The organism is Subtercola frigoramans (assembly GCF_016907385.1).
GTDB lineage: Bacteria > Actinomycetota > Actinomycetes > Actinomycetales > Microbacteriaceae > Subtercola > Subtercola frigoramans.
Genome location: NZ_JAFBBU010000001.1, coordinates 2,122,936 through 2,136,080, shown reverse-complemented (window position 1 = coordinate 2,136,080; position 13,145 = coordinate 2,122,936). Strand labels below are relative to the sequence as shown.

Genomic DNA, 13,145 nt, shown 5'->3' with positions numbered 1-13,145 from the left:
TCGCTGCAATCGGTGGTGTCATGAGAAGCCGAAGGGCCAATGCGGGAATGAAAGCGGGTTCGCTCAGGTTCTCGGTTTAGAATCTGTCATAGGTTTTCTGTTTGCGGTTCGTCTAGCCTTAAGGAGTTGCAATGAGCGACACAACTGTTCTCGCCCCGGCTGAGGTCATCGCCGCCCCAGCGCACAAAGTGGGTCTGACCGACCAGGCTGCTGCCAAGGTCAAGAGCCTGCTCGGCCAGGAGGGTCGCGACGACCTTCGTCTGCGCGTGGCTGTCCAGCCTGGTGGATGCTCGGGCCTGATCTACCAGCTCTACTTCGATGAGCGACAGCTCGACGGCGACGGTGTCGTCGACTACGACGGCGTCGAGGTCATCGTCGACAAGATGAGCGTTCCGTACCTCGACGGCGCAACCATCGACTTCGAAGACACCATCCAGAAGCAGGGCTTCACGATCGACAACCCCAATGCAGGCGGCAGTTGCGCCTGTGGTGACTCGTTCCACTAAAAATTCTACCGAGGGTAGAAACCCTTCACCTGTGCTGATGAGGTCGCCAAAAGGCGGCCTCATCAGCCTTTAACTGTACTTGTTGCTCCAAGGCGCCCGGCGCGGCCCTCGCGTCGTGACACATCGATGGGGCGTTCGACGCAGTAGGCTGGGCAACGTCAAATACACTTGACACAAGATCTGCCAGCAGTACATCCGAAGGGTTACAGGTGCGCTCGAAACGACGTCTTAGATGGATTGCCATCCCCGTCATGGTGACCATGGGCCTGGCGCTTGCCGGGTGCTCCCAGCAGCAGCTGAACGGCTTCCTCCCCGGAGACCCGGGCACCACCAACAACACGAGCGCGGTAACCGGCCTGTGGGTGACCTCGTGGCTCGTGCTGCTCGCGGTAGGTATCGTCACCTGGGGCCTCACGATCTGGGCCGTCGTGGTGTTCCGACGCCGCAAGGGCCAGACGGGCTTGCCCATCCAGCTGCGTTACAACATGCCGATCGAGATCTTCTACACGATCGTGCCACTGATCCTCGTGCTTGGCTTCTTCGCCTTCACTGCGAAGGACCAGGCAGACATCGAACAGCCGTACGCCAGCCCCGACCAGGTCATCTCGGTCTACGGCAAGCAGTGGGCCTGGGACTTCAACTACGTCAACCAGAACGTCTTCAGCGCAGGCGTCCAGGCGAACACCGAGACGACGGACGCGAACAGCTCTCTCGTCGAAGCCGAGATCCCGACGCTCGTTCTTCCTGTCAACAAGAAGATCACCATCGAGCTGCACTCCCGCGACGTCATCCACTCCTTCTGGGTCATCGACTTTCTCTACAAGAAAGACATGATTCCCGGCAAGGTCAACTACATGTATGTCACGCCTGAGCGAATCGGCACCTTCGCCGGTAAGTGCGCCGAGTTGTGCGGCGAGTACCACTCGAACATGCTCTTCAATGTCAAGGTAGTCTCGCAGGCCGACTACGACGCCTACACGGCTTCACTCGCTGCACAGGGCAATGTCGGTCAACTCGGAGACGACTACAATCGCAACTCCAACCTCCCCGGCGTCGTATCGCCGATCGAGCCCGCAGGGGCAAGCGCAGCATCATCAACAACAAGTTCGAAGTAGAAGGCGACGATGAGCACACTAACCGCCCCGCGAATGACTGTCGGAGCACAGCGTAAGGGGAACATCCTCGTCAAGTGGATCACCTCGACCGACCACAAGACGATCGGGTACATGTACCTGATCGAGTCGTTCATCTATTTCTGCCTCGGCGGCGTGATGGCTCTCGTCATCCGCGCCCAGCTCTTCGAGCCGGGTGAGCAGCTGCTGGCCACGAAAGACCAGTACAACCAGCTCTTCACCATGCACGGCACGATCATGCTGCTCATGTTCGCGACCCCGCTTTTCGCCGGGTTCGCCAACGTGCTCATGCCACTGCAGATCGGGGCACCCGACGTCGCTTTCCCGCGTCTGAACGCACTCGCCTTCTGGTTCTACTCCTTCGGCTCGGCCATCGTCGTCGCCGGGTTCCTCACCCCACAGGGTGCCGCTTCGTTCGGTTGGTTCGCCTATGCGCCGTTGTCGAATACGACGTTCACTCCCGGTGCCGGAGGCAATCTCTGGGTCTTCGGTCTGGTCCTGAGCGGGTTCGGCACCATCCTCGGGGGAGTGAACTTCATCACCACGATCATCACGATGCGTGCACCAGGCATGACCATGTTCCGCATGCCGATCTTCACGTGGAACACCCTCGTGACGTCGATCCTCGTTCTGATGGCCTTCCCGCCCCTAGCCGCTGCGCTCTCCGGGCTCGGCGTGGACCGGGTGTTCGACGGACACATCTTCGACGCGGCCAACGGCGGTGTGCTCCTCTGGCAGCACCTCTTCTGGTTCTTCGGGCATCCTGAGGTGTACATCATCGCGCTGCCGTTCTTCGGCATCATCTCCGAAGTCCTTCCGGTGTTCAGTCGCAAGCCGATCTTCGGGTACAAGACACTCGTCTACGCGACGATCTCGATTGCTGCTCTGTCTGTCACCGTGTGGGCGCACCACATGTATGTCACTGGTTCTGTGCTGCTGCCGTTCTTCTCGCTGATGACGATGCTCATCGCGGTACCGACCGGTGTGAAGATCTTCAACTGGGTCGGCACGATGTGGCGCGGCTCGGTCACGTTCGAGACGCCAATGATGTGGGCGATCGGGTTCCTGATCACGTTCACGTTCGGTGGCCTGACCGGTGTCATCCTGGCATCACCCCCGCTGGACTTCCACGTCTCAGACAGCTATTTCGTGGTTGCCCACTTCCACTACGTGGTCTTCGGCACCGTTGTGTTCGCCATGTTCAGTGGCTTCTACTTCTGGTGGCCGAAGTGGACCGGCAAGATGTTGAACGAGAAGCTCGGGCAGTGGCACTTCTGGCTCCTGTTCATCGGCTTCCACACCACCTTCCTGATCCAGCACTGGCTCGGTGTGGTCGGCATGCCGAGGCGCTATGCGACGTATTCACCCGACGACGGTTTCACCTGGATGAACCAGATCTCAACGATTGGCGCCTTCCTGCTCGCCTCGTCGATGATCCCGTTCTTCCTGAATGTCTACATCACCGCACGCAAGTCGCCCAAGGTGACCGTGAACGACCCGTGGGGCTATGGCCGCTCGCTCGAGTGGGCGACGTCCTGCCCGCCGCCTCGGCACAACTTCACCTCGATTCCCCGTATCCGAAGTGAGTCTCCTGCCTTTGACCTGAACCACCCAGAAGCGGGTGTTCCTGTCGGAGTCGGGCCGGCGAAAGACGCTCCTGACGCGCCCGTTCGTGACATTGCGTCAGACAAGGTGAAGTGACATGCGCGCCAATATCAACATCTTCTGGATTCTCGGCGGCTTCTTCATTCTCGCCGACGCGATCTACACCTTCTGGTCGCTCATCTCCTACGGCAAGGTCGAGTGGGTCGGTACGCTGGCCATCGCGCTGAGTGCGATCCTGGCGGCATTCCTGGCCTTCTACCTAGCCCGTGTTCACGCGGCGCAGGGCGGTGAGCTGCCTGAAGACCTGACCGACTCGAATATCGACGACGGTGACCCAGAAATGGGCTTCTACAGCCCGTGGAGCTGGTGGCCGATCATCATGGCTGCCGCACTGGCTATCTTCCTCACCGGCCTCGCTGTCGGCACCTGGATCAGCTTCATCGGTGTTGCCATCGTGCTCATCGCGATCGTCGGTTGGACCTACGAGTACTACCGCGGATATTTCGCCCGCTAGGCCGTCTCTCAGATCGTCAGAGAACCCCTGCTCGCTTCTCCCTCTCCTGAGGTGGATGGCAAGCAGGGGTTCTTCTGTTTCTGCGGGTTCGGCATGGGATGTCGTGGTCAGCTCTTGTTGGTGTGTTCTCCATCGATCTGAGTCCACTTGTCCAAATTGAGTCCCGCGCACGCGTCGCTACTGGGCGCGACGGCCTCACGATGGTGTCGGTCGACGTGACATGTGGCAGCAGGCACGTGCTTCCACGGGTTCGGCGTTCAGGGTGTTGCGCGCGCCGACTGCGGCCCTTCAGAGCGCCTGAGGGGCGGACCACCTGCGTAGTCCAGTGAGGACGTCGGGACTCCGCGCTGCACGGAGCATCGGCGATCGAGGCTGGTGCGGGCCACAGCAGGCTTTGGATGCCCCCGCTAAACCGCAATCGGGCGCAAGGGGAGGGGTTTTCTCCTGAGTTGCGGGCCCCGCCTAGTCTGCCACAACGAGAGAAGCCCCTCACCGATGCGGGTGAGGGGCTTCTCTCGTTCAGACGTGCGGGTCGATCAGTGGTGCTGGCGCTCCACCTCGGACTTGGCCACGGGGGCAATACGATCCTCGAAGAACCACTTCGACATGCCGGCACGCAGGCGCTGGGCGCCAGTGATCTTGCCCTGGGCGTTCGGGCGGATCATGAGGGGCTTGTATTCGTTGTAGCCGACCAGGCGCCAGCGCTCGTACTCGTCGACGGGCTGGTGAACCTCGATGTACTCACCGCCCGGGAGCCTGACGATACGACCCGACTCGAAGCCGTGGAGCGCGATCTCGCGGTCCTTCTTCTGAAGGGCCAGGCATACGCGCTTCGCGATGTGGTACGCGATGATCGGTCCGATGATCAATGTGGCCTGGATGGCGTGGATCACCGATTCGATCGAAAGCTGGAAGTGCGTTGCGATGAGGTCGGAACTTGCGGCAGCCCACAGTGCGGCGTAGAAGGTAACGCCGGCGGCTCCGATTGCGGTGCGCGTCGGGGCGTTCCGCGGACGGTCGAGTATGTGGTGCTCCCGCTTGTCGCCAGTGACCCACGACTCGATGAACGGATAAATCAGGACCGTGAGGATGAACAGGCCGAGCACTGCGACCGGAATCAGGATGTTCCACGAGTACGTGTGGCCCCAGATCACCGATTCGAGACCCGTCGGAACCAGTCGGAGGGCACCGTCGGCGAAACCGATGTACCAGTCTGGCTGGGTTCCGGCAGAGACGGGGGAGGGGTCATAGGGGCCGTAGTTCCAGATCGGGTTGATCGTGAAGAACGAGGCGATCAACGCGATGACACCGAAGACGAGGAAGAAGAACCCCCCGGCCTTGGCAGCGTAGACCGGCAGAACGGGGTAGCCGACGACGTTCTGGTTGGTCTTGCCGGGACCTGCGTACTGCGTGTGCTTGTGCACGACGACGAAGACCAGGTGCAGTGCGATCATGGCCACGATGATCGCAGGCAACAGCAGGATGTGCACGGTGTACAGACGACCGACGATGTCACCACCAGGGAACTCACCACCGAAGATCAGGTACGAGATCCAGGTTCCGACGAAGGGGAATCCCTTCACCATTCCGTCGATGATGCGAAGACCGTTTCCTGAGAGCAGGTCGTCAGGAAGCGAGTACCCGGTGAAGCCCTCGCCGAGTGCCAGGATGAACAGCACGAAACCGATCACCCAGTTGAGCTCACGCGGCTTGCGGAAGGCACCGGTGAAGTAGATGCGCAGCATGTGCAGGCCGATGGAGGCGATGAACATGAGAGCGGCCCAGTGGTGGATCTGGCGGATGAGCAGGCCACCACGGAGGTCGAACGAGATGTTCAGCGTGGAGTTCATCGCCGCAGACATCTCGACGCCCTTGAGTGGCACGAAGCTGCCGTCATAGACCACCGGCACCATGGATGCCTGGAAGAAGAAGGTCAGGAACGTTCCGGTGAGGATGATGACGACGAAGCTGTACAGAGCGACCTCGCCGAGCATGAACGACCAGTGGTCGGGGAAGATCTTTCGACCGAACTCCTTGACCACCGCGGAGATGCTCGTGCGCTCGTCGATGTAGTTCGCCGTCCAGGCCGTGAAGCCGGCCTGCTTCGTGTCGGCCAGTTCGGGGCCGGTGTTCTCCGGCACCTGAGGTGCCGGAGTTCTTTCGATGGTGCTCATGAACGCTCCCAGAAACTAGGACCAACTGGTTCGAGAAAATCACTCTGTGCGATGAGGTAACCCTCACCGTCAACGGTGATGGGCAGCTGGGGCAGGGCGCGCTTGGCCGGGCCGAAGATGACCTTGCACTCGTTGTTCACGTCGAAGGTGGACTGGTGGCACGGGCAGAGCAGATGGTGGGTCTGCTGTTCGAAGAGTGCCACCGGGCATCCGACGTGTGTGCAGATTTTGGAATATGCGACGATGCCGTCGTAATTCCACGTCTCTCGGCCGGGGCTCACATTGAGGTCGGCCGGGTTGACGCGCATGAGCAGAACAGCAGCTTTCGCCTTCTGCTCAAGTCTGTCGGGCATCTCATTGAGGCCCTCAGGGATGATGTGGAATGCGGAGCCGAGTGTGACGTCTGACGCCTTGATCGGAAGACCGGAGGGGTCGAGCGTGAGCCGTGCACCGGCTTTCCACATCGTGGTCTCGAGCAGGGAGGCAGGGTTGTCGAACTGGGGGCCGAGACCGCGGAACAGGATGACTGCCGGTAGCGGGAACGCCACGAGTGCGCCGATGAGGCTGTTTCGGATGAGGGTGCGGCGACCGAAGCCGGACTCCTTGTTCGCGTCGTCGAAGATCTCCACGGCACGGGTGCGGGTCTCCGGCGTGCCGCGAACGGGGTGACGAACGTCGATTCCCTCGTGGTCTGCCATGAGCGTCTTGGCCCAGTGAACCGCGCCGAGGCCGATACCCATGAGCGCGAGCGTGATGCCGAGCCCGAGGAAGACGGTGTTCAGGCGGAGCGCACCGGGGTCGCCGTCTTCGATCGGAAACGCCATGTAGGCGGCCAGGGCGAAGACGCTACCCGCGACCGACAGGTAGAAGAGTGTGTAGACGGCCCGCTGGGCAGTCCGCGCCTTCTTCGGGTCGAGGTCTGTGACCCTGGGCCGATGCGGCGGCATTCCCGGATCGGGAAAGGTGTCGGTCGTGATGACGGCGAGGCCACCGTTCGACTCGGCAGTGCCAGCACGTTCGACTGCCGTGCCCGCCGCTGCTCCAGACGAGGGAGCGGCGAGCTCTGAGCCGCTGCTGTCGTCGTGTGCCATGGTGTTCCCTTTCGAGCCTGTCAAGAAATGTGGGTCTGCTGGTGCTGTTGAGCTGGGTTGATGCTGGGCTAGTTCGACTTGGCGGTCAGCCAGACCGTCAGAGCGACGACTGCGCCGATTCCGAAGATCCAGATGAAGAGCCCTTCGGCTACGGGGCCGAGATTTCCGAGTTCGAAGCCGCCCGGAGACGGGTTGCTCTGCAGGTACTTGAGGTACGTGATGATGTCGCGCTTGTCTTCAGGCGTGATGTTGTGATCGTTGAAGACGGGCATGTTCTGCGGGCCAGTGAGCATGGCCTCATAGATGTACTTGGAGTCGACCCCGGTCAACTCGGGCGCGAACTTGCCCTCGGTCAGGGCGCCACCGGCACCGGCGACGTTGTGGCACATGGCGCAGTTGATGCGGAAGAGCTCTCCACCGTTGGTCGCGTTGCCGTTTGCTGTCAGTTGTTCCTCAGCCGGGATGGCCGGGCCAGGCGATAGTGAGGCGACGTAGTCGGCGAGTGCCTGCGTCTGCTCAGCAGTGAACTGCGGAGGCTTCTGCATGGCCTGCGGCCCCGACATGGCCAGGGGCATGCGACCCGTTCCGACCTGGAAGTCAACGGATGCTGCACCGACGCCGAGCAGGCTTGGACCCGCTGCTGAGCCCTCGAGGTTCATGCCGTGGCACGTGGCACAGTTGGCGGCGAACAGCTTCTTGCCCTCGTCGACTGAGGACTGCGAGGTGGCTGCCGTTGCGGACTGGGCTGTGGCCGTGCTGGTGAACAGCGCGTAACCGCCGCCGGTGAAGGCAAGCCCGATTGCGATCAGAACGACGGTAGCGAGGGGGTGTCGTCTGTTCGCTTTCCTGGAATTGCGGGCCATTCTCTCAACTCTCTTTTGGTGCGGGTCTTTCGAAAGGAGCATGCATGTGCGACGGATCGTGCGATGAGCTACTTGAGCACGTAGATCACGAGGAAGAGGCCGATCCAGACCACGTCGACGAAGTGCCAGTAGTAGGAGACCACGATCGCACTGGTGGCTTCGCGGTGACCGAAGTTCTTGACGGCGAATGCCCGGCCGATCATGAGAAGGAAGGTGAAGAGACCCGCGGTGACGTGCAGCGCGTGGAACCCCGTTGTGAGGTAGAACGCCGAACCATAGGCGGAGGAGCTGATGGTGATGCCGTCCTGGACCAGGTTTGCGTACTCCCAGGCCTGGCCGGAGACGAACAGTGCGCCGAGGATGAAGGTGAGGTAGAACCACTCGACCATTCCCCATTGCGTGGGCTTCCAGCCTGTTGCACGCGACTGCAGTCGTTCGGCTGCGAACACTCCGAACTGGCATGTGAATGACGAGGACACCAGGATCAGCGTGTTCACGGTTGCGAACGGTACGTTCAGGTGTGTGGTCTCGATGCTCCACAACTCGGGAGACGTCGACCGCAGAGTGAAGTAGATCGCGAAGAGGCCGGCGAAGAACATCACCTCACTGCCGAGCCAGACGATCGTGCCAACGGCCACGACATTGGGCCGCTGCACCAGCGGCGCGGAGGATGTTTGGGTCAGCGAGTTGCTCGTCACGGTTCCATTATGTCCGATTTCTCACCCCGTGTTTGGCATTTCCACACTCTGTAGAAGTCGAGCCCGGCGTGTCCGGGTTGAGGGACCGTTTATGATCGCAGATATGGCACCTGAACAGAGTTGGCCCAGCATCATCTCGTCGCTGCTGGAGCAGCACGACCTGTCTGTGTCCGACGCCACGTGGGCGATGAACGAGGTCATGCAGGGTTCCGCCACATCGGCCCAACTGGCGGGATTCCTCGTCGCCCTCCGGGCAAAAGGGGAGACGGTCGATGAGATCGTCGGCTTTCGCGATGCAATCCTCGACCATGCTGTGCCTCTCGCCGTGGACCCATTCGCGCTGGACATCGTCGGCACCGGCGGCGACCGTTTCGGCACGGTGAATGTATCGACAATGGCCTCGATCGTCTGTGCCGCTTCCGGCGTGCCGGTCGTGAAACACGGTAACAAGGCAGCGAGTTCGCTCTCCGGCTCGTCCGATGTCCTCTCCGCCCTCGGCCTCAACCTTGCGCTCGAAAGCACCGAGGTGGCACGGGTACTCCTCGACGCCGGCATCACCTTCGCGTTTGCGGCGAAGTTCCACCCCGGGTTCCGCCACGCCGCGACGGTTCGCGGCGAGCTCGGCATCCCAACCGTGTTCAACTACCTCGGGCCCCTGGTGAATCCCGCGCGGCCGGAGGCCTCGGTCGTCGGTGTGGCGCAACTCGATCGCGTCCCGCTGTTTGTCGGCGTGTTCCGCACCCGAGGTGCGACGGCGCTCGTTCTCCGTGGTGACGACGGGCTCGATGAACTCACCACGACAGGCCACAGCCACGTCTGGGAGGTTTCCCGCGGCGCCGTGACCGAGCACGATGTCGACCCCCGCGAACTCGGGCTCCAGCGCTCGTCGATCGACGACCTCCGGGGCGGCAGCCCGATGGAGAACGCAGCAACGGTGCGTCGAGTCATGGCTGGTGAGACAGGCCCCGTGCGCGACATCGTGCTGCTGAATGCGGCCGCCGGCCTCGTCGCGTTCGACCTTGCACGCGACCCGGCACAGGTCCAACGCGGCATCGTCGAGCGTCTTGCTGCACGGATGATCACCGCAGCTACTGCGATCGACTCCGGTGACGCCGCTGAGAAACTCGACACCTGGATTTCTGCAACGCAGTCCTGAGGGCTGATAGGCCGCCAGGGGCCAACGGAAATGCCGCTTCGTGCACAGATGTTCGAACAATCGAGACCCCTGTTCCCCGGCATTGCATTGGGCGTAGGTTTAGCTCGGACGAGACCCCTCTTTCGTGATGGTGGCCTCGAAAGATCGCTCCAGAGATAGGACTTTCAATGAAGAAAATCATCAACGACCCGAAAGACGTCGTCACCGAGTCCGTCGCCGGTTTCGGCGCGGCTCATCCCGATCTGGTCACCATTTCACTCGACCCCGTCTACATCCTTCGAGTCGATGAACCGGTCAAGGGAAAAGTCGCGCTGGTGAGCGGCGGTGGCGGCGGGCACGAGCCCCTTCACGGCGGTTTCGTCGGCTTCGGCATGCTCGACGCGGCCGTTCCCGGGCCGATCTTCACCTCCCCGACGCCCGATCCGATTCTCGCAGCGACGATCGCCGTCGACGGGGGAGCAGGTGTCCTTCACATCGTCAAGAACTACACCGGCGACGTTCTCAACTTCGAAACCGCTGCCGACCTCGCTGCCGCCGAGGGAATCGACGTGCGCACGGTCATCGTCGACGACGACGTCGCCGTCAAGGACTCGACGTGGACAGCTGGCCGCCGTGGTGTCGCAGGCACTGTGCTGGTCGAGAAGATCGCCGGTGCCGCCGCCGAACGGGGCGACGATCTGGATGCTGTGGCCGCCGTCGCCACGAAGGTCAACGCCCAGACGCGCACCCTGGGTATCGCCCTCACGGCCCCGACCGTTCCCCACGCCGGCGAGCCCAGCTTCACGCTCGACGAAGACGAAATCGAGATCGGGATCGGAATCCACGGCGAACCTGGCCGCGAACGGATCAAGCTCGAACCGGCCGATGCCATTGTGGACCGCATGCTCGAACCCATCCTCGAAGACCTGCCATTCGCATCCGGCGACTCGGTGCTGTTGTTCGTGAATGGTATGGGTGGAACGCCCCTCGTCGAGCTCTACATCATGTTCCGACGCGCAGCCGAGGTACTGGCTGCGCAGGGCATCACCGTCACGAGAACACTCGTCGGCAATTTCGTGACCTCCCTTGAAATGCAGGGTGCGTCGATTACGGTATTGAAACTGGACGACGAACTGACCGGACTGTGGGATGCACCAGTGCAGACCGCTGCGCTCCGGTGGGGAAGGTAGACGAAGCATGAGTTTGGGCATCACCTGGGTGAGGGACTGGGTCACAGAGAGCGCGCGCGTCGTCGCGGAACACCGAGTCGAACTGATCACCCTCGACCGCGAGATCGGCGACGGCGACCACGGGGAGAACCTCGACAGGGGGTTCTCCGCGGTGATGGCCAAGCTCGGCGACCTGCCTCCGGATGCCGTGCCGGGTGATGCCCTCAAACTCGTTGCGACGACGCTCATCTCGACTGTGGGAGGCGCTTCGGGCCCACTGCTCGGCACGGCCTACCTCAAGGCATCGGTGGCCGTCGGCAAGGAGCCGGAGCTCGATGGCGCCGCATTGGTGGCGATGCTCACTGCTGCGCGCGACGGAGCCGTTCTGCGCGGCAAAGCCGAGGTGGGCGACAAGACGATGATCGACTCGTGGACCCCCGCGGTCGACGCTGCAGCTGCAGCCCTGGCAGATGGCCGGAACGAGGTCGAGATCCTCCAGGCAGCTGCCGACGCCGCTGCAGCCGGTGCCGAATCGACCGAGCCCCTGATTGCCCACAAGGGCCGCGCAAGCTATCTGGGCGAACGGGCCATCGGGCATCGTGACCCGGGCGCGCAATCGTCTGCGCTGATCATCCGTGCTGCTGCGGATACGGCTGCGGCCGACTTCGTTCCCGCCGCCGGGTCGGAGAACTGACGTGACGGCAGTTGCCGGCAAGGTCGGTCTGGTTTTCGTCTCGCACAGTGTGAAAATCGCAGAGGGCCTGATCGAACTCGCCTCGCAGATGGCACCGAACACGGCGCTGGCTCCGGCGGGCGGCACCGACGAGGGCGGCATCGGCACGAGTTTCGACAAGGTCCTGGCGGCCATCGGGCAGGTCGACTCCGGCGAGGGCGTCGTCGTGCTGTGCGATCTGGGCTCAGCGATCCTCACTGCGGAGACCGCGCTCGACTTTCTCGACGACGAAGTACGTTCCCGGGTGAGAATCGTGGATGCTCCGCTCGTCGAAGGGGCGGTGGCCGCGTCTGTCACTGCCGAGTCCGGCGGCTCGCTCGACGACGTCGTCGCAGCGGGGGAGTCCGCACGGGGCACTCTGAGCCGGGCAGAACCGGCGACCCCGGAGGAGCATGCTGCTGCCGCCGCCACCCAGCCGGATTCCCGGACGATGAAGGACACCCTGACCAGAACGGTCGAGATCGTCAACAAGGACGGCCTGCACGCGAGACCTGCCGCCGAGTTCGTGAAGTTAGCCAACACCTTCTCCGCGAAGGTCACCATCAACGGGAAGGACGCCAAGAGTCTCTTGGGAATCATGTCGCTCGGCCTCGTGCGTGGCACCACAGCCACTCTCGTGACTGCGGACTCCGACGGCACGGGTGCCCTCGACGCGCTGGCTGCTCTCATCGAGAGCGGTTTCGGAGAACCCTGAGTCCTGCGCCGGATGTTCAGGGCGCCCGCCGCGCTCATCGTGCCGCGCTTGGGGCGAGCGCCTGTTCAGGGCGCCCGCCGCGCTCATCGTGCCGCGCTTGGGGCGAGCGCCTGTTCAGGGCGCCCGCCGCGCTCATCGTGCCGCGCTTGGGGCGAGCGCCTGTTCAGGGCGCCCGCCGCGCTCACTTACTTCTTGGTCGCCCTGCGGTTCTCCGCTGAGACCATCCACGCGTACTGTTCGAGCTTCTCGATGACAGCATGGAGGATGTCGGCGCTTGTCGGATCCGCATCGTCGACGGTGTCGTGCACGTCGCGCATCGTTCCGACGACCGCTTCGATCCGCGCTGTAACGAGGTCGACCGTCTCCGAAGTGTCGATTTCACCGTTGGGGTACTCGGGCAACGTCGTGGTCGCGGCGACGGTGTCGCTCCGACCATCCGGAACTGCATGAAGGGCACGCATGCGCTCAGCAACCATGTCGCTGAATTCTCGAGCCGAATCGATGATCTCGTCAAGCTGCAGGTGCAGGTCCCTGAAGTTCTTTCCCACGACGTTCCAGTGCGCCTGCTTGCCCTGCACGTGCAGCTCGACGAGGTCGACGAGCACCTGCTGGAGGGAATCGGTCAATTCCTTCGGGGCCTTGAAGCCGCGTTCTGCGTTCTGGCGACGGGTGCTCTTTGCGCCACCATCGACGGGAACGTGCACATCTCGCTTGATTGTGGCCGTTGACATGGATTGTCGTCCTTTCGGTTGAGAGGTGTGAGGGGTCAGATCGTTGCGACAGAGCCGAACCCGACCTGGTCCATGATTCGAGGCTACGCCGGTCGATCC

Annotated in this window: 13 protein-coding genes; 8 read left to right on the top strand and 5 right to left on the bottom strand. The window is 62.5% G+C overall.

The features are described from left to right. The first annotated feature begins 131 nt into the window (after positions 1-131). The 4 genes from JOE66_RS10020 to JOE66_RS10005 all read left to right on the top strand — a co-directional run bounded on the left by JOE66_RS10020 (position 132) and on the right by JOE66_RS10005 (position 3,758). Positions 132-506 carry a HesB/IscA family protein gene (locus tag JOE66_RS10020; protein WP_205109059.1) on the top strand — a complete coding sequence of 125 codons (375 nt, stop codon included), beginning with the start codon at positions 132-134 and terminating at the stop codon, positions 504-506. 209 nt (positions 507-715) lie between these two features. Then, positions 716-1,621, top strand: a complete 906-nt coding sequence (gene ctaC / locus JOE66_RS10015) for an aa3-type cytochrome oxidase subunit II (protein ID WP_205109057.1) — start codon at positions 716-718, stop codon at positions 1,619-1,621. Between the two features lie 9 nt (positions 1,622-1,630). Further along, complete coding sequence (ctaD, locus tag JOE66_RS10010) at positions 1,631-3,340, top strand: aa3-type cytochrome oxidase subunit I (protein WP_205109055.1); 1,710 nt, start codon at positions 1,631-1,633, stop codon at positions 3,338-3,340. 1 nt (position 3,341) lies between these two features. Then, complete coding sequence (locus tag JOE66_RS10005; protein ID WP_205109053.1) at positions 3,342-3,758, top strand: cytochrome c oxidase subunit 4; 417 nt, start codon at positions 3,342-3,344, stop codon at positions 3,756-3,758. Positions 3,759-4,294: 536 nt separating this feature from the next. Here the strand turns inward: JOE66_RS10005 and qcrB are convergent. The 4 genes from qcrB to ctaE form a co-directional block, all read right to left on the bottom strand. Continuing rightward, a complete protein-coding gene (qcrB, locus tag JOE66_RS10000) occupies positions 4,295-5,932 on the bottom strand; it encodes a cytochrome bc1 complex cytochrome b subunit (protein ID WP_205109050.1) in 1,638 nt (545 codons plus the stop codon). Then, entirely contained in the window at positions 5,929-7,023 is a 1,095-nt protein-coding gene (gene qcrA, locus JOE66_RS09995) for a cytochrome bc1 complex Rieske iron-sulfur subunit (protein WP_205109047.1), read from the bottom strand. The genes qcrB and qcrA overlap by 4 nt, the downstream gene beginning before the upstream one ends. A gap of 68 nt (positions 7,024-7,091) precedes the next feature. Then, positions 7,092-7,886, bottom strand: a complete 795-nt coding sequence (gene qcrC / locus JOE66_RS09990) for a cytochrome bc1 complex diheme cytochrome c subunit (RefSeq protein WP_205109045.1) — start codon at positions 7,884-7,886, stop codon at positions 7,092-7,094. 68 nt (positions 7,887-7,954) lie between these two features. Then, complete coding sequence (gene ctaE, locus JOE66_RS09985; RefSeq protein ID WP_307827149.1) at positions 7,955-8,584, bottom strand: aa3-type cytochrome oxidase subunit III; 630 nt, start codon at positions 8,582-8,584, stop codon at positions 7,955-7,957. A 103-nt stretch (positions 8,585-8,687) separates the two neighbouring features. Here ctaE and trpD point away from each other — a divergent pair, with 103 nt between their 5' ends. From trpD to dhaM, 4 genes are all read left to right on the top strand, one after another. Further along, positions 8,688-9,740, top strand: a complete 1,053-nt coding sequence (gene trpD, locus JOE66_RS09980) for an anthranilate phosphoribosyltransferase (protein ID WP_205109042.1) — start codon at positions 8,688-8,690, stop codon at positions 9,738-9,740. Positions 9,741-9,907: 167 nt separating this feature from the next. After that, complete coding sequence (gene dhaK, locus JOE66_RS09975; protein ID WP_205109039.1) at positions 9,908-10,909, top strand: dihydroxyacetone kinase subunit DhaK; 1,002 nt, start codon at positions 9,908-9,910, stop codon at positions 10,907-10,909. 7 nt (positions 10,910-10,916) lie between these two features. Then, positions 10,917-11,582 carry a dihydroxyacetone kinase subunit DhaL gene (gene dhaL / locus JOE66_RS09970; RefSeq protein ID WP_205109036.1) on the top strand — a complete coding sequence of 222 codons (666 nt, stop codon included), beginning with the start codon at positions 10,917-10,919 and terminating at the stop codon, positions 11,580-11,582. 1 nt (position 11,583) lies between these two features. Further along, positions 11,584-12,315 carry a dihydroxyacetone kinase phosphoryl donor subunit DhaM gene (dhaM, locus tag JOE66_RS09965; RefSeq protein ID WP_307827148.1) on the top strand — a complete coding sequence of 244 codons (732 nt, stop codon included), beginning with the start codon at positions 11,584-11,586 and terminating at the stop codon, positions 12,313-12,315. 185 nt (positions 12,316-12,500) lie between these two features. On the opposite strand, the gene JOE66_RS09960 is transcribed toward dhaM, so the two are convergent. Then, a complete protein-coding gene (locus JOE66_RS09960; protein WP_205109033.1) occupies positions 12,501-13,046 on the bottom strand; it encodes a Dps family protein in 546 nt (181 codons plus the stop codon). Positions 13,047-13,145: the final 99 nt, after the last annotated feature.